The sequence below is a fragment of the Pseudomonas sp. LB3P81 genome (assembly GCF_054897965.1).
Genome location: NZ_JBUBVG010000001.1, coordinates 1,039,950 through 1,064,731 on the forward strand (window position 1 = coordinate 1,039,950; position 24,782 = coordinate 1,064,731).

Sequence of the window (24,782 nt, forward strand, 5' to 3'; positions counted from 1 at the left end):
GAGCCTTAGCGAGCCACCGAACGAAAGGGGCAGAAGCGCTTGGTTACTTGGCGCTTTTCCAAGTAACTCGCTGTAAAAGCGAAACCGCCAGCAGCCATCACCAAAACAATGGATATACACCCATACGCTTGAACAACAAACCGAAGGGATACAACCCACTGCCCGGGCTTTCATGAACGGAGTATCGTAAAACGACCATGAACATTCTCTACGATGAACGCGTTGACGGTGTGCTACCCGACGTCGACAAGTCCGCACTGCTACGGGCCCTGCAAACCCGCTTGCCAGGCCTGGAAGTGCTGCATCAGCAGGAAGAGCTCAAGCCGTACGAATGCGACGGACTCTCGGCTTATCGCACCACGCCCCTGCTGGTGGTGCTGCCCCGCCATCTCGACGAGGTGCAAGGCGTGCTGCGACTCTGTCATAAGTTACAGGTCCCGGTAGTTGCCCGTGGCGCCGGCACCGGTTTGTCCGGCGGCGCATTGCCGCTGGAAAAAGGCGTGCTGCTGGTGATGGCGCGTTTCAACAACATCCTGCACATCGACCCCGCCGCCCGCACTGCACGGGTCCAGCCGGGCGTGCGCAACCTGGCGATTTCCCAGGCAGCCGCGCCGTTCGGCCTGTACTACGCGCCGGACCCGTCTTCGCAAATCGCCTGTTCCATCGGCGGCAATGTCGCTGAAAACGCCGGCGGCGTGCATTGCCTGAAGTACGGTCTGACCGTGCACAACCTGCTCAAGGTCGACATTCTGACCGTCGACGGCGAACACCTGACGTTGGGCTCCGATGCCCTCGACTCGCCCGGTTTCGACCTGCTGGCGCTGTTCACCGGATCCGAAGGCATGCTCGGGGTGATCACCGAAGTCACGGTCAAACTGCTGCCCAAACCGCAGACCGCCAAGGTGCTGCTGGCGGCGTTCGATTCCGTCGAAAAGGCCGGTCGCGCAGTCGGTGACATCATCGCCGCCGGCATCATTCCCGGTGGCCTGGAAATGATGGACAACCTGGCGATTCGCGCCGCCGAAGACTTTATCCACGCCGGCTATCCGGTGGATGCCGAAGCCATTCTGCTGTGCGAACTCGACGGCGTCGAAGCCGATGTGCACGACGACTGCGACCGCGTGCGCCAGGTGCTGGAAAACGCGGGCGCTACCGAAGTGCGTCAGGCCAAAGATGAAGCGGAGCGCGTGCGTTTCTGGGCCGGGCGCAAGAATGCCTTCCCGGCCGTGGGTCGCCTTTCGCCGGATTATTACTGTATGGATGGCACGATCCCGCGCCGAGAGTTGCCCGGCGTACTGCGCGCGATTGCGGCGTTGTCCGCCGAGTATGACTTGCGCGTCGCCAACGTTTTCCACGCCGGCGACGGCAACATGCACCCGCTGATTCTGTTCGACGCCAATCAACCCGGCGAGCTCGACCGCGCCGAAACCCTGGGCGGCAAGATTCTCGAATTGTGCGTGAAGGTCGGCGGCAGCATCACCGGCGAACACGGCGTGGGCCGCGAGAAAATCAATCAGATGTGCGCGCAGTTCAACAGCGATGAGCTGACCGTGTTCCATGCCGTCAAAGCCGCGTTCGATCCGAGTGGTTTGCTCAATCCGGGCAAGAACATTCCGACCCTGCACCGCTGCGCCGAGTTTGGCGCCATGCACGTGCACATGGGTCAGCTGCCCTTCCCTGAGCTGGAGCGTTTCTGATGCGCAGTGAACGGGATATCGATGACAGCGCCGTGCTGCTGGAGCAGGTCAACCAGGCGCTGGAAAACGCCACGCCGCTGCGCATTCAGGGTTCCAACAGCAAGGCGTTTCTGGGCCGTATCGTCGCGGGTGAAGTCCTCGACACGCGCGCGCACCGTGGCATCGTCAGCTATGACCCGACCGAACTGGTGATCACCGCCCGCTGCGGTACGCCTTTGTCAGAGTTGACACAAGTGCTGGACGAGGCGCAGCAGATGTTGCCCTGCGAGCCGCCCTCCTTCGGCGACGACGCCACGGTCGGCGGGATGATCGCTTGCGGGTTGTCGGGACCACGGCGACCGTGGTCAGGCTCGGTGCGCGACTTCGTCCTCGGCACACGGGTCATCACCGGGCATGGCAAGCATTTGCGCTTTGGCGGCGAAGTGATGAAGAACGTCGCCGGATACGACCTTTCGCGTCTGATGGCTGGCAGCTTCGGTTCCCTTGGCGTGATCACCGAAGTCTCGCTCAAGGTGCTGCCCAAACCACGGCAGTGCCTGAGCATCAGCCTGGAAATGAACAGCGAACGCGCCTTGCTGCGCCTCGCGGAATGGGGTCAGCAGCCGCTGCCGATCAGCGCCGCGTGCCACGACGGCGAGCGACTGCACTTGCGGCTGGAAGGTGGCGAAGGTTCCGTGGCGGCGGCCCACGACCGGTTGGGTGGCGAGTTGTTGGACGCTGCTTACTGGACGGATCTCAACGAACATCGGCTGAGCTTCTTCGATGAGGGTCAGCCGCTTTGGCGCTTGTCCGTACCGCACAACACGGCGCGGTTGTCCCTGCCCGGCCGGCAATTGATCGACTGGGGCGGTGCCCAGCGCTGGCTCAAGTCTGACGCTGAAGCGGCGTTCATTCGCAAGGTCGTCGAAGAGGTTGGCGGTCACGTGACCTGCTACAGCCATGGCCTGATCGACAGCCCGTTCCAGCCGTTACCGGCCGCGTTGATGCGCTACCACCGCAGCCTAAAGCTACAACTCGATCCACGGGGCATCTTCAACCCCGCACGCCTGTACGCGGAGCTTTGAACCATGCAGACGACACTGAGCGAAACCGCCCGGAACCTGCCCCGCGCCGAAGAAGCCGAAAGCATCCTGCGCACCTGTGTGCACTGCGGATTCTGCAATGCCACCTGCCCGACTTATCAATTGCTCGGCGATGAACTGGATGGGCCGCGGGGCCGCATCTACCTGATCAAACAGGTACTGGAAGGTAACGAGGTCACACAGAAAACCCAGCAGCATCTGGACCGCTGCCTGTCCTGCCGCAATTGTGAAACCACTTGCCCCTCCGGCGTCGATTATCACAACTTGCTCGACATTGGCCGTGCGGTAGTCGATGCGGCGGTGCCGCGTTCCCTCGACCAACGCCTGTTGCGCGAAGGATTGCGCAGCGTCGTGCCCAATCCGGGACTGTTCAAAGCGCTGGTCAGCAGCGGTCAGGTTTTTCGGGCGCTACTGCCCAACACCTTGCAGGCCAAGTTGCCTCGTCATGTTTATCTCTCCCGGCCTCGCCCCGTCACCCGCCACGCCCGCCAGGTGCTGATGCTTGAAGGCTGCGTGCAGCCGAGCCTGTCGCCCAACACCAATGCAGCGGCTGCGCGGGTGCTGGACCGGTTGGGCATCAGTGTCACCTCGTCCAGTGAGGCGGGGTGCTGTGGCGCCGTGGATTATCACCTCGACGCACAGGCTGCCGGACTCGACCGCGCCCGGCGCAACATCGATGCGTGGTGGCCGAGTATCGAGAACGGCGCCGAAGCCATCGTGCAAACCGCCAGTGGCTGTGGCGCCTTCATCAAGGACTATGGCCATTTACTCGAACGCGATCCGGCCTATGCCGAGAAGGCGAAAAGGGTCAGCGCGCTGGCCAGGGATCTGGTGGAAGTGTTGCGCGACGAACCGCTGGAAACACTCGGCGTTCACGGCGACCAGCGCCTGGCCTTCCATTGCCCCTGCACCTTGCAACACGCGCAAAAACTCGGCGGCGCGGTGGAAGCGCTGCTGATTCGCCTCGGTTTCAACCTCACGGCCGTGCCTGACAGCCACTTGTGTTGCGGTTCGGCGGGCACCTATTCGATCACCCAACCCGAACTGTCCCGGCAACTGCGCGATAACAAGCTGAACGCGTTGGAAAGCGGACACCCCGACGTTATTGTCACGGCCAATATCGGCTGTCAGTCCCACCTCGACGGTGCCGGCCGAACCCCGGTCCGGCACTGGATCGAACTGGTCGAAGCCGCGCTGCCCTGACCGACCACCGGAGAATCCCCATGAAAAGCAAAGCCGTCCTGAGCCAGGCCGAAGTCAGCCAGATCCTCGCGGCCGCACGCACCGAAGCACAGAACAACCAATGGGCCGTGACCATCGTGATCGTCGACGACGGCGGCCATCCCCTCGCCCTCGAACGCCTCGACGGTTGCGCGCCCATCAGCGCCTACATCGCCACCGAAAAGGCCCGCACCTCGGCGCTGGGTCGGCGTGAGTCCAAAGGTTATGAAGAGATGGTCAACGGTGGTCGCTTTGCGTTTTTGTCGGCGCCGTTGCTGACATCCCTGGAAGGTGGCGTGCCGATCATCGTCGACGATCAGGTGGTCGGCGCGGTCGGGGTGTCCGGCGTAAAAGCCGAGCATGATGCGCAAGTGGCAAGGGTTGGGGCGCAGTGTTTGCACTGATTCGCGAGTAGGAGCATACGCCAAACCCGTGGGAGCCAGGCTTGCCGGCGAAGGCGCCCGTGAAATTGCCTTCGCCGGCAAGCCTGGCTCCTACAATAATCCTCTTCATACGCTTAACTAACAGGAATCGACCAACGCCCAACAGGAAGCGCACCGATGATCCGTCTCACTGCGAAAGACTTTGCCCCGGAGCTGCTCGAACTCTACGACTACTATGCCCACGGCAAGATCAACCGGCGCGAATTCCTGGACCGTGCGGCGTTGTTCACCCTGGGCGGTTTGACGGCCAGCGCCTTGCTTGCCGCTCTGAGTCCAAACTATGCACTCGCCGAACAGGTGGAATTCACCGACCCGGACATCATCGCCGAGTACATCACCTACCCCTCCCCCAAAGGCAACGGACCGGTTCGCGGTTATCTGGTGCGTCCGGCCAAAGCCACCGGCAAGGTGGCGGCAGTAGTGGTCGTGCATGAAAACCGCGGGCTCAACCCGTACATCGAGGATGTCGCACGGCGGTTGGCCAAGGCCGGTTTCATCGCTCTCGCTCCCGATGGACTGACCTCGGTGGGCGGCTATCCCGGCAACGATGACAAAGGTCGGGAGTTGCAGGCCACCGTTGACCCGGAAAAACTCATGAATGACTTTTTCGCCGCCATCGAGTGGCTGATGAAACACGATGTTACCAACGCAAAAGTCGGGATCACCGGCTTCTGTTACGGTGGTGGCGTGGTCAATGCTGCGGCCGTTGCCTATCCGGAACTGGGCGCCGCCGTGTCCTTTTATGGCCGGCAGGCAGAGGCGAAGGATGTCGCCCGAATCGAGGCACCGTTGATGCTACATTACGGTGAACTGGATACGCGCATCAACGAAGGATGGCCGGCCTATGAGCAAGCTTTAAAGGCGGCAGGCAAGACTTATGAAGCCTACATCTACCCAGGCGCCAATCACGGTTTCCACAACGACTCCACGCCTCGATACGACGATGCCTCGGCGAAACTGGCCTGGGACAGAACACTGGGGTGGTTTCGGCGTTATCTGGTTTAGCGTGGGCGCGAGGAGTGAATATTAATTTTTATAGCTGCTCCCACACCTTTACAAGGAGTCGAGTCCCATGAATGACACTGATTTTTTACTGGCAAAGACTCCACCCTTCAGCATTGTTCTGGTCAATTACAAAACCATCGAAATCACCAGAATTTGCCTGGACTTGTTGCGTCAGCACCTGGGCGGCAGCAACATCCCGATCTGGGTGGTAGACAACGATTCCGCCGATGAAAGCACCGAGTATCTGCGGACTCTGGACTGGATCAATCTGATCGAGCGAACCGCTCCCGGACCAGAGCACGGCCATATAGCGCATGGCAAAGCACTCGACATGGCGCTGGAACGCGTTGAAACCGACTATTTGTTTCTACTGCACACGGATACGTTTATTTTCGACAAAAATGTATTTTCGATGATGTTGAACAAATGCATCAAAGACCCGAAGGTCGTCGCCGTCGGTTGTGTAGAGCAGCTCAACCGCGGCACAACGAGAACCCTCTGGCGTTTTAGCTCACGATTGGTAAAACACCATGTCAGACGCCTGAAACTGTCCCTTGGATTACGCTCCAGAGAGCCAAAGCCCTACAGGGAAGTGTATTTGAAAAGCTTCTGTACCTTATGGAACTGCAAGCTGATGAAACAGCACGGCATGCACTTCCTGATGGATGATCGCGTACCCGGTTATACCCTTCAGGAGCGCATGACCGAATTGGGCTATGTTGTTGAACTGCTGTCGCCACGCCAGATATTCAGCTACCTCGACCATATTCAGGCCGGCACCGTCGCGGCCGCTGGCGGCTACGCAACAACGCATAGACGTACGAAGATGTACAACGACATCCTCAAGCGCTTGAACAACGACGTCGGTCACGTCTCGTCATCACAAAGGAAGTAATGCGCACGACGCTGCCGGAAGGTATCACCAGGTCGTTATGAATAATTTATTGGAGCGTTAATGACACCCATCACGCAGACACTGCCCATCGCCGTTACCCCGGAGCTTGATTTCGACCAACAGGCCGCCACCTCGTTGGGACAGTCACTGGCGGATAATTACAATAAAGCCACCCCCTTCCCGCACATCGTCATCGACGACTTCTTGCCGCAAGAGCTGGTTGCCAGTATCTGCTCGCACTTTCCCGTCGAGCCGACCAGCAACGAAATGCTCTACGAACGCGGCTACAAGGGGCAACACAAACGGCAAATCAGCCCCAACGAATGCGATCCTTATTTGAAGACGATTTTCAACGCCTTCAACTCGGCGCCCATGTTGCAATTTCTTGAAAAACTCACCGGCATCGACGGCTTGATACCCGACCCCTACTTTACCGGCGGCGGACTGCATGAAACGAAAAAGGGCGGCTTTCTGGGTGTGCATTCGGATTTCAGGCTCAACAAGAAGCTGAATATCGAGCGCAGACTGAATGCCATTATTTACTTGAACAAGGATTGGCAAGAGGCGTATGGCGGCAACCTGGAACTATGGGATGTCGAGATGAAAACCTGCCTTAAAAAAGTCCTGCCGATTTACAACCGCTGTGTCATTTTCAACACCGACAAAGACAGCAACCACGGCCACCCGGAGCCTTTAACGACCCCGGACCACATCACGCGCCGGTCCATCGCGCTTTATTACTACACCGCAGCTACCGTGGCGGCTGATCCCACACAAAGGAACAAGACCCATTACAAGCCAAGGCCCAAGGATCGTTTGAGCCTCAAGTACTACCTCAACAAAATCATCAGGAAAAAGAACTGACAGTCGCGGCTCTACCCCACCCTGTCTATCAACTGCTCACGCTGCGCGCCGGTCAGCATCGGACCGAACCCCGCACCGGCATTTTCCGCCATGTAGCGCGGGTTGCCCGTGCCGGGAATGACGCAGGTCACCGCCGAATGCGCCAGCAAAAACTTGAGCGCCAGTTGCGGCCAACTGATGACGCCCACTTGCGAGGCCCAACCCGGCAGCGGCTTGCCCTTCAACCGGGCAAGCAAATCACCGCCGCCAAACGGTCGGTTGCAGATCACTGCCACGCCGCGTTCGCGACACAGTGGCAGGATGCGTTTCTCGACGCCGCGATCGTCCAGCGCATAGTTGATCTGCAAGAAATCCAGCGGTTCGGCTTTCAGCACCGCTTCCACTTCGTCATACGCCGACGCCGTGTAATGGGTGATGCCGATGTAGCGAATGCGCCCTTCTTCCTTCCATTGGCGCAGGGTTGGTAAATGGGTTTTCCAGTCCAGCAGGTTGTGAATCTGCATCAGGTCGATCCGGTCGGTCTGCAGCAGTTTGAAGGACTGCTCCATCTGCGCGATGCCTTCTTCGCGGCCACAGGTCCACACCTTGGTGGCCAGAAACGCCGGTGAGCGCGGTTTGTGGATCGACAGCAGTTCACCGGTGGTCTGCTCGGCGCGGCCATACATGGGCGAGCTGTCGATCACCGTCCCGCCCTTTTCGAACAACGCACTGAGGACGGCGGGCTGGTTTTTGTAGGCCGGATCGGCAGGCGCGACATCAAAGCCGCGATAGGTGCCCACGCCGACAATGGGCAATGGCTCGTTGCTGGAAGGAATGGTGCGGGTCAGCATGTTCTTGCCTCCTGTTTCCTTCGACGGCGCGGTGGCTGCAAAGGCCGGATCTAAAGTGAGCACCGCCGAAGCACCGGCAGCCAGCGTGAGTATTTGTCGACGCGTGTATCCATCAGTGTGGCTCATGGATTTGTCCTTCCATTGCTGGCTGTTGGCCTTTTGCACTTGCTGCTCGGCAAACGGCACGATCACCAGCACGGCCATACTTCTGCTCGCTACAACAGAATAGCTGCCGGCGACAATTCGTCCCGGCTCGAAATACAACAAGGTCGCAGGCGCTGGTGAGCAGCGGCATAGCAAAACAGTTGGCGCGACAACTACCTTGAAAAACGCCGCTTCTGCCCCTTTCGTTCGGTGCCTCGCGGTGGCTCGGCATGCCCTCGAGGGGGCGGTGCATCAAGATCAAAAGCTGCAGGCGAGCTAACGCTCGACCTGTTGAGTGGTGAAAAGCCAAAGCGCACGCCAATTCATATTGGGAGCGGGCTTGCTCGCGAAAAACGACCGGACACCGCGTTCATTCAGACAGCCCGCGTTATCGTTGGCGCCCATCGCAGGCTCCCACAGGGGAACGCGTACACCTGAAACCAGGTCGGCTGGCAGGCCGCCTCGCGGTGCTGTTGCGGTGCCCGCCCCCTCGAGAGGCCTAGCGCAGGTTCTGCGCAGTGGGCAACCCGGCATGGATGCCGGGTTAGCCGCGCACGGCCATGGATGGCCGATCGCGGCGGGCCCACGGAGCAGGACCGGAGCGAGGGCATGCCGAGCCTAGGCGAGGCACCGAACGAAAGGGGCAAAAGCGCTTGGTTACTTGGCGCTTTTCCAAGTGACCCGCTGTAAAAGCGGAACCATAAGTGGCCGTTACCGCAGCAACGGATATGCACACCATAAAAAACTCGCCTCCTGATACACCGCTATCGCGAGCAAGTCGATTCGTCGCACCGTCGCTCCCACAAAAATACCAAGACCATCCGCAAAGCCAGGCGCACCGCTGCCGTTCAACTACACTCTGACAGCGATCAAGCCGTCACGGTCGTCAGGCCCAGAGCAGTCAATGCCCTCCACTAACGTTAGCCGAATGTCGCGCCCCCTGATGTATCTCGTCCTCATCATTGCCGCGTTGTACCTGGCGCTGTGTGTCGCGCTGTTCGTGTTCCAGCGCGCCCTGATCTACTTCCCACAACCCGCCGCGATCGGGGCGCCTGAAACGCTGCTCACGCTATCGGTGGCGGACGCACAGGTGCAAGTCACCGTCAGACCGCACGACGGGCCAAATGCATTGATTTATTTTGGTGGAAATGCCGAGGACGTTTCGCGAAACCTGCCGGAGTTCTCCCAGGCGTTCCCCGACCACGCGCTCTATTTACTGCACTACCGGGGTTTCGGCGGTAGCACCGGGTCGCCATCAGAAGAGGCAATTTCCCGCGATGCCATGACCTTGTTCGACAAGGTCTACGACACACATCCGCACATTGCAGTGGTTGGCCGCAGCCTCGGTTCGGGCGTCGCCGTGCGCCTAGCCAGCCAGCGCCCGGCCGCGCGGCTGATCCTCATCACACCCTACAACAGCCTTGAGGACCTCGCCGTCCGCCAATACCCGATTTTCCCGGTGAAGTGGCTGCTGCAAGACAAGTTCGAATCGTGGAAATACGCTGCGCATATCTCGATACCGACGCTGCTGCTGGCGGCCGGACAGGACGAAGTCATCCCGCGCTCAAGCACCGAGCAACTCTACGAACATTTCGCCAAAGGTGTGGCCACCCTGAAGGTCCTTCCGGGCGTGGGGCACAACTCGATCTCCGACAGTCCCGAATACCTGAAGCTGATGGAGGACGGGTTGTAGCTCACTCGATCATTTGCGCGCCAACTTAAAGCGCACGCAATCTTCGTAGAAACTCTGCCGCAGTGCCGCGGGTTTGATCCGCGACGGGCTGTCGTAGGTTTGCTCGGTAATACCCATCGCCGTCATGCGCATCCACGGCTTGCTGAACTTGTAGGACTGTAATTTCTGGCGGGCGGCGTACAGCGAAACGCCCGCCAGTTTGAGTTCCTGGGCTCGTGCTGCGGTGCCCGCACCCCAACTGCACATATACCGGTCATTGGTTTGAAGCTCTTTGGCCTGGGCCGAGACGGCGATGCCAGCCAGGCCCAACGAAATCAGTGCGATCCATACATTGCGCATTTAAAGCCAGCCCTAACCACCTGAAAGTAAAGTGATTCTGTCTGTAACTTTCGGGCTTCGGGGCCAGCAAAATGCCTTACTGCAAACCTTCTCGGTTTCCCGTGACCAGCTTGAGTCCGATAACGCCGCCCAGCGCGTCGATCAGCGCCGATGGATCGGGCCTGCGGCTTGAAAATGCGTTTCAACGACTAGCTATGCACCCGGTTACGCCCATTGCGCTTAGCCTGGTAAAGCGCGTCATCGGCGCGGGTCACCAGGCTGTCCAGACTCTCACCGGGTTGCGCGAAGGCCACGCCAAAGGACGCCGTGATCGTATCGAGCACTGTGCCGTCAACACGCGCCTTGATCCGCAACGACTGGATTTTCACCCGCAGTTGCTCAGCAACCCCCCTGGCACTGGCCAGGTCAACGCAGTGTTCCAGAACCACGCAGAACTCCTCACCGCCGTAACGCGCCGCCGTGGCGTGGGGTGGCAGCGAGCTGCGCAGTACCTGCCCGACATGTTGCAGGACCCGGTCGCCCAACGGGTGACCGTACTGATCATTGAATTGCTTGAAGTGATCGATATCCAGCATGAGCAGCGCCACGCCCTGGTCGGTATGGCTCAGCGCCTGCTCGGCCAAACGGGTGAAGGCGCTGCGGTTGAGCAGTTCGGTCAGGCCGTCGAGAGTCGCCGCCAGTTGTGCACGTTCAAGTTTGCTGCGCAGGCTTTTGATTTCGCTCTGGGCCGAGTGCAGTTGGGAGAGGAATCGCTCCTGCTGGTTCTGCATGAGCTGTGTGCTCTGTTGCAGCTCACTCAAAATATCCGGCAAACGCTCGCTGGCGGGCAACTCAAGCATCTCCAGGCATCGTCCCAGACTGCTTTGAAAGTTGAGATTGCCCTCGACGCTGCGCGACACGTCGCGCTGCATGTCGTCCACCAGATTGATTGCCTGTTGCTGCCCGGCGCGGGCCTCCGTCAGTTCGTCGCGAATGATGTAGTCGCGAAACAGCCGGGTGGCGGATTCCGGCGGGAAACAATCGAAATCCTTGACCACCCGGTCCAGGTGCCGGTTGAGCTCGGGGTCCAGGCCTTTGCTGTAGGTGTACCAGAGCGCGTAATGCACGGGATTGGGCGGGATGTTATGACGGACCATCAGCGGGATGGCTTGCTTGAGCAGCGCCGCGGCCTCGCGGGAATCTTCCGGATACAGCGCCAGGGCAGTCGCACGCGTCTCTATTGGGCTCATGACATCACCGTGGTCGTTATTGATTGGAAAATGCAAAACGATACGAGCATAACCAGACGCGTAGCAAAGGGCTATCCCGATGTGCAGAGCAGAGCGGTTACTCAGCTACCCGCACCACCGAGCGCTTTCCATTCGCCTGTCGCAATACGCCTGAATGATGAAATCAAAAATAACCAAAAGGAATTAATAAATACAATATCAGTATTTATCGTTATAAAAATATCCGCGTAGTCTCAAGCCATTCCGTCATTCATCACGACAGTGAAGTGCCCTATGAACCCAACTGCCAACGTCATCGATTTCGTCAGCCACCACAAACGCAAACAGGCTCAGTAACGGGCGCGGGCCATGTGGGAGATGTACGCTCGAAACGCCGGTTTACAGGCCTTTCACTGGGTACAGCCTGCTGATTCGACAGGGACCCGTCAGGCGTGAACCTCCGTGAACCTTCGCGTTTTCTGGCAAGCGCCGACGAACCCGTGCTGGACCTGAACAGTCTGGAGGCGCTGGAGGAGGATCCGATCTGCGAGCGGGTCGCGCAAAACCTGCAGCGTTTGCGGGGCAAGCGTCATCTGTCCCTCGACGCCCTGGCGCGGCAATGCGGTGTGAGTCGGGCGATGCTGGCGCAGATTGAATCCGGGCGCAGCGTGCCGTCGATCAAAGTGCTATGCAAAATTGCCAAAGGCTTGAAGGTGTCGGTGGCCGCCTTTCTGGAGCATCGGGCGTTCGAAGGTGTGGCGGTGTTGTCGGCGAACCAGAGCAAACGCCTGGTCAGTGCCAGCGGTGCCTTCGTCAGCCGGGCGCTGTTTCCGTTTGACGTGGCGCGCCAATCGGAGTTTTACGAACTGCGTCTGAGTCCGTTGGGTGAGGACGTATCCGAGGGGCACGGCCCTGGCGTGCAGGAGAATCTGGTGGTGTCACAGGGCGTGCTCGAAATCAGCGTCAACGATGAGCGCTACCTGCTTTCAACCGGCGATTCGATTCTGTTTTATGCCGACCAGCCCCACCGCTATCGCAACCCGGCGGACAGTGAGGCAGTGGCTTACCTGGTAGTGACCCACCCGGAACGCTTGGACTAAACGACAACCTAATGTGGGAGCGGGCTTGGTCCGGGCGGCGTTCCGACGAAGAGGGGGTGTCAGTCACATTGTTGTTGCCTGACACACCGCTTTCGCGAGCAAGCCCCAATGCCGATCAGTTAAGCGAAAGCTGACTCTATGTAGGAGCGAGCTTGCTCGCGATGGACGCCAACGATAACGCGTATTTTCTGGATACACGCGTCGTCCTGAAGTCCATCGCGAGCAAGCTCGCTCCTACAAATTCTCTTAACTGTCTGGCATTAGAGCAGGCTTGCCCGAGAAGACATTTGTGCTATCGCCATCGCTGGCAATCCTCGCACCTGAAGATGTAGCGGTGAAGGTACGTCCGTCGGACGCATGGCGTCGCCGGTAAATATGCCCTCCTGCGCCGTGAACCTTGTTTCAGCTCCCCAGTCTTACAGCGGCGCCAATTCCTCCCCTAACCGTTGTCATCTCTTCAGAGCTGTCCCTCCATGCGCCAAACCGCCCACGCCTTGCGCTTGACTTCGCTATGCCTGTTTACCCTACTTTCTTTTACCACCAGCCCCGCCCACGCCGGCGCGGAACGGCAACTGGTGGAAGCCATCAACGATTACCGTGCACACCCACAGCGCTGCGAGCGGCGTCCCGCCCAACGTTTGTCACCGCTGATGCTGAAATCCAATCTGGCCTTGCCGATCGGCTACGGCGGCGGCTTGCGGGACCGGTTGAAAGCTTCCGGCTATCAAGCAGTGGCCGTGCGTACCCTGCGCGTGGTCGGCGCGCAAGATGCCGAAGAGGCCTTCGACCTGCTGCAGAGCGACTACTGCATGGCATTGCTGGATAGCCAATACGCCGATATCGGCGTCAGCCGCAGCCGCAACGAATGGCAAGTGGTGTTGGCGCGGCCGGTGCTGGACAGCCAAATGAACGACGCGCGAGCCGTCAGCCAGGCGTTGCTCGCCCAGGTCAACGCCGCGCGGGCAAAACCGCGCCTCTGCGGTCGCCAGCGCTTTGCCGCCGCCCGCCCACTCGCCTGGAATGCCAGCCTCGGGGCAGCGGCGCAGGGCCACAGCAAGGCAATGGCCTACGGAAATTACTTCGCACACCGCGATCCCGACGGAGATACTCCCTCCGACCGTGCGAGAGCTGCGGGATTCCGTGGCCGCCAGATCGGCGAAAACATCGCCGCGGGCCAAGGCTCACCGAGCAAGGCAATGGCAGGCTGGCTCGCCAGCCCCGGACATTGCGCCAACTTGATGAGCCCGCTGTTCACCCAAGTGGGAGCCGCCTACGCGACGGACTCGCGCAGTGACGAAGGGGTTTACTGGACGATGTTGTTTGGAGCGCCTTGAGGCCGGTAACACAGCGAATATCATGATGCGTCATGCAGGCCGTCGCACCGCCCTCACCTTCCCGCTGCCACCGCCGCCGCAGAAGAACTGATCGCCGCCATCGGATTCAAGTCCCGACACGCCGACTCCGGTCGGCATCTTGACGCTTTGCAGTACTTCCCCGGTTATGGAATCAACGCGGCGTAACTCGCTTTCTTCCCCTTCCCACGTCCCATGCCATAGCTGCCCGTCAACCCAGGTCACTCCGGTGACGAAGCGGTTGGACTCGATCGTACGCAAAATCGCTCCGGTTTCGGGATCGATCTGGTGAATTTTCCGATCGCGATACTGGCCGACCCACAAGGTGCCTTCAGCCCACGTCAGCCCGGAATCATTGCCGCCGCCCGGTGCCGGGATGGTGTTGAGCACCTTGCCGGTCTGCGGGTCGATTTTCTGGATACGGTCGGCGGCGATCTGGAACAGGTGCTGGCCATCGAACGCCGTACCCGCATCCGCAGTGACATCGATCGAGCGCAGGGTCTTGCCGCTTTGCGGGTCGAGGGCGATGAGTTTTTCGCCACTGGCAAACCAGACGCGCTCACCGTCCCAGGTCACGCCATGCACGCTGTCGACACCGGTGAACGGGCCGTATTCACGGAGGATTTCTGCGGTTGAATGTTTCATCTCGATTTCCTCATCAGGGGTTCGTGGCGTTCATCCTAGTCACTCGGCAGGGGCGCCGGGAGTAACAAGGTCGTCGCGAAACCCGGCACCGGCGGGGTCATCCAGCGCCGCGTGCGTCCATGCCCGAATGACTGCACTTTGCCGGCCGCCGCCAGCACGTCGAGCGTGCGTTGCACAGTGCGCTGACTGGTGCCGAGCGCCAGCGCCAGGGCCGAGCTCGACCACGACTCACCGTCGGCAAGGAAGGCAAACAGCGCCGCATACTTCTCTTCGACCGGTTGCGCCAGCACCACGACGTCGGATGAAACCAGCGCCACCAGAGCAAACCCGTGTCCGGTGGCGATGACGTCGGCCAAGGGTTTCAGCGCCGCGCGCAGCCGCCCGACTTCGACGCGCAGCCGTGCTCGGAGGGATTCATTAGTAAGCTTCAAACGGAACGCCCGGGCGATCAAGATTTCCCTCGATACGTCGCCCGGCCAGGCTTCGGCCAGCGCGCGAGCGAGGGTAAACAACACGGGACGTGTGGCGAGGGACACCGACATGCCGGCGCCGCGCACGACATACCGGCACGCGTCGACCACCAGCGAGGTTGAACCGAGCAAGGCTTCAACTTCCTCCAGCAGCAAAGGTCGCTCTTCGCCGTGGACAATCAGGCGCGCTACCGGGGTATTCAGAACGAGGAAGGCGTTTTCGACTTCAGCAGTGAGCGCCGGGATTCCTGCCTCACGCGCAGCGTGCTCGGCCCTTGTCAGTGCATGCTGAGCTGTTTGCGATTGCAGGCGTCGGATGGCGATGCCTGCCACCACCAGTTCATGGGCAGCGCGCAGAGCCGGTGGCATCGGCGCAGGATCAAGCGCGGCCAGCAGAACGTCGGCCTCATCGAGCCGGCCGATCAGCAACAATCGCCGAATCTGCAGATACCGCGCATGAGCCGCGTTGACCCGATCACCGTGCGCCTCAAGCGTCACCCGCGCCATCTCGAGCGCCTTCACCGGCCAGCCCAGGTCTCGCGATGCCAGCGCGATTTCCGCCTCGGCAACCACACACCGAGCCCGCGCCAACTTCTCCTTTGGCCCGAAGCCACGTGCCGCACTCTTGATCAGCGCCTTCGCCCGAACCAGATCGCCGAGCTGCGCCATCGCGATGCCGCGCAAGGCGAGCGCTGGCGCATCGTCGCGCAACGCAATCCGGTCCAGCGCGCCCAGCGGATCACCCGCCGCCAGCGCCCGCGCGGCCGCGGTGATCAACGAGTCCATCTGAGTTGCCTCACACTGGTCACTCCCACCGCTCAATGTGGGAGTCAGTCTAGTTCACGACTTTCCACCAGGACCGGGGTTGATCGGGAAACCGGGGCGTTTGTGCTGACGCCTTCGCAGGCAAGCCAGCTCCCACAGGGGACCGCGTAAACCTGTGGGAGCTGGCTTGCCTGCGATGAGGCCCTATGGGCATGGGATGTCCATGGTTTGGGCCGGGGTGAGCAACCTCATATTTAACAGCGCTACCCGGCGACCGTCCGGCGATAACCGCTCTTCGATCTCAAACGGCACAAACCCGAGTTGCGGATACAGCAACAGCCCCGCCGTGTTTTCGTTGAAGCACGAAAGCTGCACCTCACTTGCCCGGTGACGGTCAATCGCCAGTCTCACCATTGTCTCCACCAGAAATTTTGCCACTCCTTTTCCCCGGGCCTTGGGGGACACGATCACGTTGCCAATCGCGCACACGCCTTCTCGCTCAAACTTGTAAAAGTTCGCAAAACCAATCACAGAGCCGTTCTCTTCAACCACCGTTGAGTCAGAACGTTGGGCAATCGATGCAAGCAGCTGGGCGTCCGTCAGCGGGTACTGCGCCTTCGGAAACATGAAAAACAGTTCTTTTGGGGTTTGCGGGAAGTTGCAGATCGCCAGAACATCTTCAGCGCGTACGGGGCGGTGGGTGAGTGGCATGATTTGGCTCCATCCAAATGTCGGTGTGACAGATTACTGATTGCAGGCTCCGGATAAAAGCGGCCGCAGGCGAACGGCCTACTGATCTTGAAAACACAAAAAGCCCCGCCCTCTCGAAGGGGACGGGGCTTTTTGTTGCCCGCCGATCAACCGGCGTTCAGCAGCACCGCGTCGTGCAACTGCGTTTGCCGTAGCGCGCTTCCTGACGTTCGCGAAAGAATGCTGAATAGCTCATGACCGGCTCGCCGGGGTGATTCAGCGCCATCTGTGCGACGTAGTTGTCGTAATCCGGAACGCCCACCATCAGGCGCGTGCTCTGGCTGAGGAACCTGGCGGCAAGCTGCAGTTTGCGGAACATGGCAAAAGCCTCTTTGTGGTGTTGGACGGTCCCATGAAACCGCGCTCATGTATCTGCAATGTGTCCGCGACCGGGGAATTTGTATGCTCAAGTGGCACGCCTTCAAGCTTCCCAAGGCGCGATGGCGTCAACATCAATGGCGTAGCGCGCAATCGCCTCGGCACACACACCGGCATCGAGGCACCCTTCCTGAACCAGTGACGTCAGGGCACTCAAGACGATCTGATGGCGATCCACTTCGAAAAACGCGCGCAGCCGGCCGCGGGTGTCACTGCGGCCGAAGCCATCGGTGCCGAGCACGGTGTAGCGCGCCTCCAGATAACTCGCGATCAACTGGGGCAAGGCGCGGACGTAATCGGTGCAGGCAATGATTGGCGCCGAGTCGTTGAGCGATTCCTGTACGTGGCTGCGCCGCGCAGGCTGACCGGGATGCAGGCGATTCCAGCGCTCCATCTCACGGGCATCGCGGGCCAGTTCGGTGAAGCTGGTCACGCTCCACACCTCGCTGTCGACGTTCCAGTCGCTGGCCAGCAACTCGGCCGCCGCGATCACTTCAAGCAGGATTGCGCCGGAACCCAACAACTGGACGCGGCCACGGGCGTCCTCGACTTCTTGCCGGGCGTACCGGTACATGCCTTTGATAATGGCCTGTTCGACACCTTCGGGAAGGTTGGGCTGCGGGTAGCTTTCGTTCATCAGCGTGACGTAATAGAACTCGTCGACCTGACGCTCCAGCATCTGGCGCATGCCGTGATCGAGGATCACCGCAAACTCACCGGCGAACGCAGGATCGTAGGCACGGCAGTTCGGCACCATCGCCGCCATCAGGTGGCTGTTGCCGTCCTGATGCTGCAGACCTTCGCCGCCCAGCGTCGTGCGCCCCGCCGTGGCGCCGAGCAGGAACCCGCGCGCGCGCTGGTCTGCCGCAGCCCAGATCAAATCGCCGATGCGCTGGAAGCCGAACATCGAGTAGTAGATGTAGAACGGCAACATCGGCAGGCCATGCACCGAATAGCTGGTCGCCGCCGCTACCCAGGAACTGATCGCGCCGGCCTCGCTGATGCCCTCTTCGAGAATCTGACCATCGAGCGCCTCTCGATAACTCAGGATCGAACCGATGTCCTCCGGTTCATAACGCTGGCCCACGCTGGAATAGATACCGATCTGCTTGAACAGGCTGGCCATGCCGAACGTGCGCGCCTCATCGGCCACAATCGGCACGATGCGCGGGCCCAGTTGCTTGTCCCGAAGCAAACCGCTGAGCAGCCGCACGAACGCCATGGTGGTGGACATTTCCTTGCCTTCGGCGGTGATGGCAAACCCGGCGTAGCTGTGGACGTCGGGCACGGCCAGTGACGCCGACGTTGCAGGTCGCGACGGCATGTAGCCGCCCAATGCCCGGCGACGTTCATGCAGGTAGCGCATTTCGGCGCTGTCGTCGGCAGGTTTGAAGAAGCTCAGCGAGGTCGCCTGTTCATCGGTCAGCGGCAAATTGAAACGGTTACGGAAGGCGATCAAGGCGTCCTTGTCGAGTTTCTTCTGCTGGTGCACGGTCATCCTGCCCTGCCCGGCGTCACCCATGCCGAAGCCCTTCTTGGTCTGCGCCAGAATCACCGTGGGCTTTCTGCCCTCGCGCATCGCGCTGTGGTACGCGGCAAAAATCTTCTCGACGTCGTGACCGCCGCGCTTGAGGCGGTCGATCTGTTCATCGGTCAGGCCCTCGGCCAGATGAGCCAGTGCTTCGTTCTGGCCGAAGAACTGATCGCGGTTGAAACGCCCGTCCTTTGCGGCAAAGGTCTGGAACTGGCCGTCGACCGTGGCGGACAAGGCCTTGACCAGCGCGCCGTCGTGATCCTGGGCGAACAGGCCATCCCAGTCGGAGCCCCAGACCAGTTTGATGACGTTCCAGCCAGCACCACCAAACAGCGCCTCCAACTCATCAATGATGCGACCGTTGCCCCGCACCGGACCGTCCAGCCGTTGAAGGTTGCAGTTGACCACCCACACCAGATTATCCAGCCCTTCTCGCGCCGCCAGCGTCAGGGCGGACATGCTTTCCGGCTCATCCATTTCACCGTCGCCAAACACCCCCCAAACGGTGCGGCCGGCAGTGTCTTGCAGGCCGCGATGTTGCAGATAACGCATGAAGCGCGCCTGGTAGATCGAGCTGATCGGGCCGATGCCCATCGAGCCGGTCGGGAACTGCCAGAAGTCCGGCATCAACCACGGGTGCGGATAACTCGACAGGCCCCGGGCGCCCTGGGCGAGCGCGCCGATTTCTTGCCGATAGTGCTGCAGATCCTTTTCCTTGAGGCGACCTTCCAGAAAAGCCCGTGCATAGACACCAGGCGCCGAGTGCGGCTGGTAGAACACCAGATCTGCGCCACTGGTTTCGGTACGCGCCTTGAAGAAGTGGTTGAAGCCCACTTCAAACAAATCGGCGGCGCTCGCATAACTGGCGATGTGGCCGCCAAGCTCCCCATAGGCCTGATTGGCTCGGGCAACCATGACCAGCGCATTCCAGCGCATGATCGAGGCCAGGCGTTCTTCCATCGCCAGATCACCCGGAAACACCGGCTGCTGTTCAACGCTGATGGTATTGATGTAGGGCGTGCCGTGGCGCGGCCGCCAGCCCATCCCGGAAGTGCTGGCCAGCGTCACCAGCATGTCCATGATCTGCCTGGCCTGCCCGGCACCGCCATGGGCGATGACCGATAGCAAGGCATCACGCCATTCAACGATTTCCTGTGCTTCTTCAGCTGTCTGGCCCGGCAATTGGGCGTGAATATCGGACGGGTTCATGGGCAACTCCTGCAGGTGTCGGGCAACACTTCAAGGTGGTGCGAATGGCTCTCTCGGGCGAGGCTGACGTCCTCAATATCGGCCGCGACACCGCAGCTCGACGCGAAAAGCGCTTCATCCCAAGGGTTTCGTTGAAAGCTTCTGCCTATCGAGGCGCAACACTCCACCTATTAGCTGACTTCCCGACTCGGGTCTAACCTTAGTCTGCGCTGGCGTCATAAGCCGGCCGGATTAGCGCTGGAAAGGAGACAGGAATGAGCCCGAAGCTTGACTAGGCCACCCGTGGGTCACCGCGCAGGCAACCTGATTGCCGCTGTTCAGAATTCCCGTGTGGTCACCACAATCAGTTGATCCAACTGCTGGCCCTGCAGCCTGTGTCTTGATCTCGCTCGTCGCTATTTAACGCCCGCTCCGGGCCCGATAGCCGGATGAACACGACCAAAGGTAGCTCGCACATGGCAAATGAATCGAAATGCCCGTTCAATCACGCCGCTGGCGGTGGCACGACCAACCGCGATTGGTGGCCGAACCAGCTGAATCTGAAGATCCTGCACCAGCACTCGTCCCTGTCTGACCCCATGGACGAGGGCTTCAACTATGCCGAAGCATTCAAAAAACTCGACTTTGCGGCGGTCAAGCAAGACCTGACCGCACTGATGACCGATTCGCAAGACTGGTGGCCGGCGGACTTCGGTCACTATGGGCCGCTGTTCATTCGCATGGCCTGGCACGCCGCCGGCACGTACCGCACCGGCGACGGGCGTGGCGGTGCCGGTTCCGGTCAACAGCGCTTCGCCCCGCTCAACAGCTGGCCGGACAACGTCAGCCTCGACAAGGCGCGCCGGCTGCTGTGGCCGATCAAGCAAAAGTATGGCCGCAACATTTCCTGGGCGGACCTGATCGTGCTGACCGGCAACGTCGCGCTGGAATCCATGGGCTTCAAGACCTTTGGTTTTTCCGGTGGTCGTGCCGACGTCTGGGAACCGGATGAGGACGTTTACTGGGGTTCGGAAAACAAATGGCTGGGTGGCGACGTCCGTTACGACAAAGCGCAAAAACCCGTGCAAGCACCCGGTGATGTTCCACTCGTGGCCGAACCCGGGAGGAATGAGGACAGCCGTACCGAGCAGGGGCGCAATCTGGAAAATCCACTCGCTGCGGTGCAAATGGGCTTGATCTACGTGAACCCGGAAGGCCCTGAAGGCAACCCGGACCCGGTCGCTGCGGCCTTGGACATTCGCGAAACGTTCGGCCGCATGGCGATGAATGATGAAGAAACCGTGGCACTGATCGCCGGCGGCCACGCCTTCGGCAAGACTCACGGTGCCGGACCGGCCGACAATGTCGGCGCCGAGCCCGAAGCCGCTGGCCTCGAAGCGCAAGGCTTGGGCTGGAAGAACAGCTTCGGCACCGGCAAGGGCCCTGACACCATCACCAGCGGCCTGGAAGTGACCTGGACCACGACGCCCACGAAATGGAGCAACAACTACCTGGAAAACCTGTTCGGCTTCGAGTGGGAGCTGAGCAAAAGTCCGGCAGGTGCGCACCAGTGGATACCGAAAAACGGCGCCGGCGCCGGCATCATTCCGGATGCCCACGACCCGTCCAAGCGTCGTAATCCGACCATGCTGACCACCGACCTGTCGCTGCGATTCGACCCGATCTATGAGCCGATTTCGCGGCGCTTCCTGGCCAATCCAGACCAGTTGGCCGACGCCTTCGCCCGCGCCTGGTTCAAGCTGATCCACCGCGACATGGGCCCCCTCTCCCGCTACCTCGGCCCGGAAATGCCCAGTGAAGAACTGCTCTGGCAAGACCCGATTCCGAAGATCGACCATGCCTTGGTAAACGACAGCGACGTGGCCGCGCTCAAGAGCAAAGTCCTCGCTTCCGGCCTGAGCGTCTCGCAGCTGGTATCAACGGCCTGGGCGGCGGCTTCGACCTTCCGAGGCTCCGACAAACGCGGCGGCGCCAACGGCGGTCGCCTGCGCCTGGCGCCGCAGAAGTCCTGGCAGGCCAACCAGCCTGAGCAACTGGCCAACGTGCTGGCGAAACTCGAAAGCATCCAGAGCGAGTTCAACAACAGCGGCAAGAAAATCTCGCTGGCGGACCTGATCGTGCTGGCCGGCGGTGCCGGGGTCGAACAAGCCGCAAAAAATGCGGGTCACAGCGTAACGGTGCCGTTCACACCGGGGCGCACGGATGCCTCGCAGGAACAGACCGACGTGGAATCCTTCGGTTTCCTCGAACCCATCGCCGACGGTTTCCGCAATTACCTCAAAGCCCGCTACCGCGTATCGGCCGAGCATCTGCTGATCGACAAGGCACAACAACTGACCCTCAGTGCGCCAGAATTGACCGCGCTGATTGGCGGCCTGCGTGTATTGAACACCAATGTCGGACAAACCAAGCATGGCGTCTTCACGAAGCAGCCAGAGGCATTGACCAACGACTTTTTCAAAAACCTGCTGGACATGGGCGTGGAATGGAAACCGACCTCAGAGACTAACGAGGAGTTCGAAGCACGCGATCGCAAAACCGGCGAAGTGAAATGGACCGGCACGCGGGTCGATCTGGTCTTTGGTTCGCATGCGCAGTTGCGCGCGCTGGCTGAAGTCTATGCCTGTAGCGATTCGAAGGAGAAGTTTGTGAAAGACTTCGTGGCGGCGTGGACCAAGGTGATGAATCTGGATCGGTTTGATTTGAAGTGAGATCGTGAAAACTGCAACGCCTCCCAAGTGGAGGCGTTGTGCTTTTTGCGGACTGGAGAAACGGACTAAACGGGAGAGATCGTCGCCAAGGCACCGATCAAAAGGGTTAACACCAGAAAACCACCCAGGAAAAGGGACATCTTGGCCATGGAGCCTCCTACGGAATGAGTGTGCGGTGCAAGCGCTACAGCGAATGCGGACCGTGCTGTCATTGTGAGGCGCAGGCCAGGTGCGTAACAGATGCAGATCGCGCAGAAAAATACGTATCAGAGCAAATCCAGGCTGTCAGCGCGTCAGCTGAAAACCATGCCCGACCTCCGCGTTTTTCGCTTCGCTGATCCATAAGGCCCACGACCGAAAATAGAGGGTTAGATCATCGGTGAGCTGCTGACCACCCGCAGTGCCAACCCTTCATAAGCATCCAGCGTAATCGTGAACTCCCCCTCAGGCGTGAGATCGCCTTCGACCCGTTCATTGATGATGTCGACCACCGGTCCCGGGGCAATATTGGGCAGGTGTAGGGTTTCGGTGATCGCTGTCGAGCCGAAGTTCAGTGCGGTGATCTGGGTGCCTTTGCCAGCCGGCAGTTCGTGGACCATGATCAGCAAACCCGGATGCTCGACATCAGGGACCAGAATCTGGCGACTGGCGGCGATATCGTAGGAACGGCGCGCCGCAAGGATTCGCTTCAGCTGCGAGGCAAACGAGTCATGGTCTTTCAGTTGACTGGTCAGGCTGCCGTACAACGTTTTCGGGCGCGGCATCTGCCCGTCCGACAGCTGCGCTTGCGGATTGAGGTCAACCAGATCATAGGCGCCGCGATGAATCCAGCGGGTATCGCCATCGAGCATCAGATGCGCGACCTGCTCTGCCGGCAGCGGCAGTGCGCCGACGAGGTCCCAACCCGACAACGCGAACACGCCCGGCTGCATCGCGTTGTACATCACCAGCAGCACATGTATCTGGCGTATCTGCTGAATATCCGCCGGGGTAATGACATCGAGGTCGCGAATCCCCAGCGCCGCCGTGATGATGCTGGCGGTCGTGCAGGACACGCCGTTGGTGACAAATTTCAGGTTATACGGCGCGTGCTCGCCGGCCAGGCGTTCGTACATCTGTTCGCGAATGTGCTCGCGCAAGATGTTTCCAGGGAACGTCTGCCCTTGATAAAGAAAGGTGTCATGGGCGTGCAGGGTCCAGAAATGCACCAGTTCGAGGGTCAGTTCGTCATGGTTCTGCAACGCATGGATCAGCGAGCCCGGATCGATGCCCAAGGTATGCATCTGACGCAGCATCAAGCGCAGGAATTCGGTATCGCCCATCAGCAACGCGTGCTGGTAAGCGGGTCGGGTGATGAAGTCATATGAAAGATCGGCCCCGCCGTGGGACATGGCGGCGATATCGTCAACGGTCAGGTTCAGTTCCTGAAAACTGAAACCGCCCGCCTTGCGAATCGCCCCGGCCAGCAACTGATTACCGGTGATCGACAAGGGATGGCTTTCCGACCAGGCGGTGCCATCGAGCTTGCGTTCAACGCCGAGAAAACCGTTGGCGTCCAGCCGCAGGATTTTCGCGCCCATGACGTCAATGGCGTGCAGCGCGTCGCCGATGATCATCTGCTGTGCGGCGAAGGTCGGGTCCAGCCAGTTCAGCGACGGTTGCCCCTCCTTGAAGTAATGCAGGTAAACCCAGCGTCGCGGCTTGCCGTCGACACCCATGACGATCGGGGTCGCACTCCAGTCGGTTTCCTTGACCCCGGGCTCGAAGAAGATCACCCGTTGCAACTGGCCGACGATGTAATGCTTGTCGCGTAGAACGTCGACCTGCATCGGACTGAGGTTCTGCGCATCGCGCCCCTCGATGACATCGGGCAGCAGCGGCCAGTCCTCCTCGCGGATTTCCACCATGTGGTAGAGCCCCGGATAGTCTTCATAGGCCATCTCGGCCAGGCGAAAATCCGCGCCTTTGCCGGTGTGCGACGGGATGACATCGTCGATGATGACCGCATTGTGCGCAGCGGCCATGCGCGTCAGTGCCTGAAGCTGGGCCTCGGTGCCCAACTGCGGATCGATGTCGAAACTGATGCGGTCGAAGTTGCCGTCAATGGTGGGCGTGTGTTTGGTGCCCGAGAGGCCGCCAGACCTTTTCAGCGGGCCGTTGTGAATCCCCTGGATACCGATTCTCGACAAGGCGTGCCATAAGGTTTCGTCACCCAGGGCTTCGAGCACCGTGCCATTTTCACGGGTGATAATCGACGCCGGGTACGCAGTGAACCACACCGAAGCGAGGGCCGAGGCGTCGCGTGGCCGGGTATGCGCGTAGGGCTGTTGCCACAATCGACCTTGCCCCGAGTAGAGCCTGGCCCGTTGTCTTGCGGCATGCAGCATCGATTGTTCGACCAGCCAGTCCACATGGTTTTTCTCAGCCGCCGTCATGGAAACAATCAC

20 protein-coding genes are annotated in these 24,782 nt (G+C 60.3%); 11 read left to right on the forward strand and 9 right to left on the reverse strand.

The features are described from left to right. Positions 1-197 precede the first annotated feature (197 nt). The 7 genes from glcD (at position 198) to ACYZTL_RS04715 (ending at position 7,207) form a co-directional block, all read left to right on the forward strand. Positions 198-1,697 carry a glycolate oxidase subunit GlcD gene (gene glcD / locus ACYZTL_RS04685; protein ID WP_461950794.1) on the forward strand — a complete coding sequence of 500 codons (1,500 nt, stop codon included), beginning with the start codon at positions 198-200 and terminating at the stop codon, positions 1,695-1,697. Then, positions 1,697-2,761 (forward strand): glycolate oxidase subunit GlcE, encoded by a 1,065-nt coding sequence (glcE, locus tag ACYZTL_RS04690; RefSeq protein WP_461950795.1) that lies wholly within the window; start codon positions 1,697-1,699, stop codon positions 2,759-2,761. Before glcD ends, glcE begins: the two co-directional genes overlap by 1 nt. Before the next feature lie 3 nt (positions 2,762-2,764). Continuing rightward, positions 2,765-3,982 carry a glycolate oxidase subunit GlcF gene (gene glcF, locus ACYZTL_RS04695; RefSeq protein WP_461950796.1) on the forward strand — a complete coding sequence of 406 codons (1,218 nt, stop codon included), beginning with the start codon at positions 2,765-2,767 and terminating at the stop codon, positions 3,980-3,982. A 20-nt stretch (positions 3,983-4,002) separates the two neighbouring features. Continuing rightward, positions 4,003-4,404, forward strand: a complete 402-nt coding sequence (locus tag ACYZTL_RS04700) for a heme-binding protein (RefSeq protein ID WP_461950797.1) — start codon at positions 4,003-4,005, stop codon at positions 4,402-4,404. A 156-nt stretch (positions 4,405-4,560) separates the two neighbouring features. Then, positions 4,561-5,448: a YghX family hydrolase gene (yghX, locus tag ACYZTL_RS04705; protein ID WP_461950798.1), complete on the forward strand. Its 888-nt coding sequence runs from the start codon at positions 4,561-4,563 to the stop codon at positions 5,446-5,448. A gap of 67 nt (positions 5,449-5,515) precedes the next feature. Continuing rightward, positions 5,516-6,343: a glycosyltransferase gene (locus tag ACYZTL_RS04710; protein ID WP_461950799.1), complete on the forward strand. Its 828-nt coding sequence runs from the start codon at positions 5,516-5,518 to the stop codon at positions 6,341-6,343. Positions 6,344-6,403: 60 nt separating this feature from the next. Further along, positions 6,404-7,207: a 2OG-Fe(II) oxygenase gene (locus ACYZTL_RS04715; protein ID WP_461950800.1), complete on the forward strand. Its 804-nt coding sequence runs from the start codon at positions 6,404-6,406 to the stop codon at positions 7,205-7,207. An 11-nt stretch (positions 7,208-7,218) separates the two neighbouring features. Here the strand turns inward: ACYZTL_RS04715 and ACYZTL_RS04720 are convergent, their stop codons facing one another. Beyond that, on the reverse strand, positions 7,219-8,163 hold the full coding sequence (locus tag ACYZTL_RS04720; protein ID WP_461954257.1) for an aldo/keto reductase: 945 nt from the start codon (positions 8,161-8,163) through the stop codon (positions 7,219-7,221). Positions 8,164-9,085: 922 nt separating this feature from the next. Here ACYZTL_RS04720 and ACYZTL_RS04725 point away from each other — a divergent pair. Next, positions 9,086-9,874 carry an alpha/beta hydrolase gene (locus tag ACYZTL_RS04725; protein WP_461950801.1) on the forward strand — a complete coding sequence of 263 codons (789 nt, stop codon included), beginning with the start codon at positions 9,086-9,088 and terminating at the stop codon, positions 9,872-9,874. 9 nt (positions 9,875-9,883) lie between these two features. On the opposite strand, the gene ACYZTL_RS04730 is transcribed toward ACYZTL_RS04725, so the two are convergent. Together ACYZTL_RS04730 and ACYZTL_RS04735 are read right to left on the reverse strand one after the other, a co-directional pair. Further along, positions 9,884-10,213, reverse strand: coding sequence for a hypothetical protein (locus tag ACYZTL_RS04730; RefSeq protein WP_461950802.1), 330 nt, complete (start codon positions 10,211-10,213; stop codon positions 9,884-9,886). A gap of 188 nt (positions 10,214-10,401) precedes the next feature. After that, on the reverse strand, positions 10,402-11,442 hold the full coding sequence (locus ACYZTL_RS04735; protein WP_461950803.1) for a GGDEF domain-containing protein: 1,041 nt from the start codon (positions 11,440-11,442) through the stop codon (positions 10,402-10,404). A 488-nt stretch (positions 11,443-11,930) separates the two neighbouring features. On the opposite strand from ACYZTL_RS04735, the gene ACYZTL_RS04740 reads away from it, so the two are divergent. Together ACYZTL_RS04740 and ACYZTL_RS04745 are read left to right on the forward strand one after the other, a co-directional pair. Then, positions 11,931-12,521, forward strand: a complete 591-nt coding sequence (locus ACYZTL_RS04740) for a helix-turn-helix domain-containing protein (RefSeq protein ID WP_461954258.1) — start codon at positions 11,931-11,933, stop codon at positions 12,519-12,521. 473 nt (positions 12,522-12,994) lie between these two features. Then, entirely contained in the window at positions 12,995-13,855 is an 861-nt protein-coding gene (locus ACYZTL_RS04745; RefSeq protein WP_461950804.1) for a CAP domain-containing protein, read from the forward strand. 30 nt (positions 13,856-13,885) lie between these two features. On the opposite strand, the gene ACYZTL_RS04750 is transcribed toward ACYZTL_RS04745, so the two are convergent. The 5 genes from ACYZTL_RS04750 to mdeB all read right to left on the reverse strand — a co-directional run bounded on the left by ACYZTL_RS04750 (position 13,886) and on the right by mdeB (position 19,624). Continuing rightward, positions 13,886-14,518 carry a Vgb family protein gene (locus ACYZTL_RS04750; protein WP_461950805.1) on the reverse strand — a complete coding sequence of 211 codons (633 nt, stop codon included), beginning with the start codon at positions 14,516-14,518 and terminating at the stop codon, positions 13,886-13,888. Positions 14,519-14,553: 35 nt separating this feature from the next. Next, the gene (locus ACYZTL_RS04755) at positions 14,554-15,774 is read right to left on the reverse strand and encodes a helix-turn-helix domain-containing protein (protein WP_461950806.1); all 1,221 of its coding nucleotides are present in this window, start codon (positions 15,772-15,774) and stop codon (positions 14,554-14,556) included. A 183-nt stretch (positions 15,775-15,957) separates the two neighbouring features. Continuing rightward, positions 15,958-16,464: a GNAT family N-acetyltransferase gene (locus tag ACYZTL_RS04760; RefSeq protein WP_461950807.1), complete on the reverse strand. Its 507-nt coding sequence runs from the start codon at positions 16,462-16,464 to the stop codon at positions 15,958-15,960. 157 nt (positions 16,465-16,621) lie between these two features. Further along, complete coding sequence (locus ACYZTL_RS04765; RefSeq protein WP_461950808.1) at positions 16,622-16,822, reverse strand: YbdD/YjiX family protein; 201 nt, start codon at positions 16,820-16,822, stop codon at positions 16,622-16,624. 102 nt (positions 16,823-16,924) lie between these two features. Continuing rightward, positions 16,925-19,624, reverse strand: coding sequence for an alpha-ketoglutarate dehydrogenase (gene mdeB / locus ACYZTL_RS04770; protein ID WP_461950809.1), 2,700 nt, complete (start codon positions 19,622-19,624; stop codon positions 16,925-16,927). A 455-nt stretch (positions 19,625-20,079) separates the two neighbouring features. Between mdeB and katG the strand changes: the two genes are divergently transcribed. Continuing rightward, complete coding sequence (gene katG, locus ACYZTL_RS04775; protein WP_461950810.1) at positions 20,080-22,335, forward strand: catalase/peroxidase HPI; 2,256 nt, start codon at positions 20,080-20,082, stop codon at positions 22,333-22,335. Positions 22,336-22,703: 368 nt separating this feature from the next. On the opposite strand, the gene treS is transcribed toward katG, so the two are convergent. Further along, complete coding sequence (gene treS, locus ACYZTL_RS04780) at positions 22,704-24,770, reverse strand: maltose alpha-D-glucosyltransferase (RefSeq protein ID WP_461950811.1); 2,067 nt, start codon at positions 24,768-24,770, stop codon at positions 22,704-22,706. Between the last annotated feature and the right edge of the window lie 12 nt (positions 24,771-24,782).

Bases quoted from the DNA above. Each gene is read 5' to 3' on its own strand.
- mdeB (WP_461950809.1), bottom strand. From the start codon at position 19,624: ATGAACCCGTCCGATATTCACGCCCAATTGCCGGGCCAGACAGCTGAA.
- ACYZTL_RS04745 (WP_461950804.1), top strand. From the start codon at position 12,995: ATGCGCCAAACCGCCCACGCCTTGCGCTTGACTTCGCTATGCCTGTTT.
- treS (WP_461950811.1), bottom strand. From the start codon at position 24,770: ATGACGGCGGCTGAGAAAAACCATGTGGACTGGCTGGTCGAACAATCG.
- ACYZTL_RS04730 (WP_461950802.1), bottom strand. From the start codon at position 10,213: ATGCGCAATGTATGGATCGCACTGATTTCGTTGGGCCTGGCTGGCATC.
- ACYZTL_RS04765 (WP_461950808.1), bottom strand. From the start codon at position 16,822: ATGTTCCGCAAACTGCAGCTTGCCGCCAGGTTCCTCAGCCAGAGCACG.
- ACYZTL_RS04725 (WP_461950801.1), top strand. From the start codon at position 9,086: ATGCCCTCCACTAACGTTAGCCGAATGTCGCGCCCCCTGATGTATCTC.
- yghX (WP_461950798.1), top strand. From the start codon at position 4,561: ATGATCCGTCTCACTGCGAAAGACTTTGCCCCGGAGCTGCTCGAACTC.
- ACYZTL_RS04700 (WP_461950797.1), top strand. From the start codon at position 4,003: ATGAAAAGCAAAGCCGTCCTGAGCCAGGCCGAAGTCAGCCAGATCCTC.
- ACYZTL_RS04735 (WP_461950803.1), bottom strand. From the start codon at position 11,442: ATGAGCCCAATAGAGACGCGTGCGACTGCCCTGGCGCTGTATCCGGAA.
- glcE (WP_461950795.1), top strand. From the start codon at position 1,697: ATGCGCAGTGAACGGGATATCGATGACAGCGCCGTGCTGCTGGAGCAG.
- ACYZTL_RS04715 (WP_461950800.1), top strand. From the start codon at position 6,404: ATGACACCCATCACGCAGACACTGCCCATCGCCGTTACCCCGGAGCTT.
- ACYZTL_RS04710 (WP_461950799.1), top strand. From the start codon at position 5,516: ATGAATGACACTGATTTTTTACTGGCAAAGACTCCACCCTTCAGCATT.
- ACYZTL_RS04760 (WP_461950807.1), bottom strand. From the start codon at position 16,464: ATGCCACTCACCCACCGCCCCGTACGCGCTGAAGATGTTCTGGCGATC.
- ACYZTL_RS04720 (WP_461954257.1), bottom strand. From the start codon at position 8,163: ATGAGCCACACTGATGGATACACGCGTCGACAAATACTCACGCTGGCT.
- glcF (WP_461950796.1), top strand. From the start codon at position 2,765: ATGCAGACGACACTGAGCGAAACCGCCCGGAACCTGCCCCGCGCCGAA.
- ACYZTL_RS04750 (WP_461950805.1), bottom strand. From the start codon at position 14,518: ATGAAACATTCAACCGCAGAAATCCTCCGTGAATACGGCCCGTTCACC.
- katG (WP_461950810.1), top strand. From the start codon at position 20,080: ATGGCAAATGAATCGAAATGCCCGTTCAATCACGCCGCTGGCGGTGGC.
- glcD (WP_461950794.1), top strand. From the start codon at position 198: ATGAACATTCTCTACGATGAACGCGTTGACGGTGTGCTACCCGACGTC.
- ACYZTL_RS04755 (WP_461950806.1), bottom strand. From the start codon at position 15,774: ATGGACTCGTTGATCACCGCGGCCGCGCGGGCGCTGGCGGCGGGTGAT.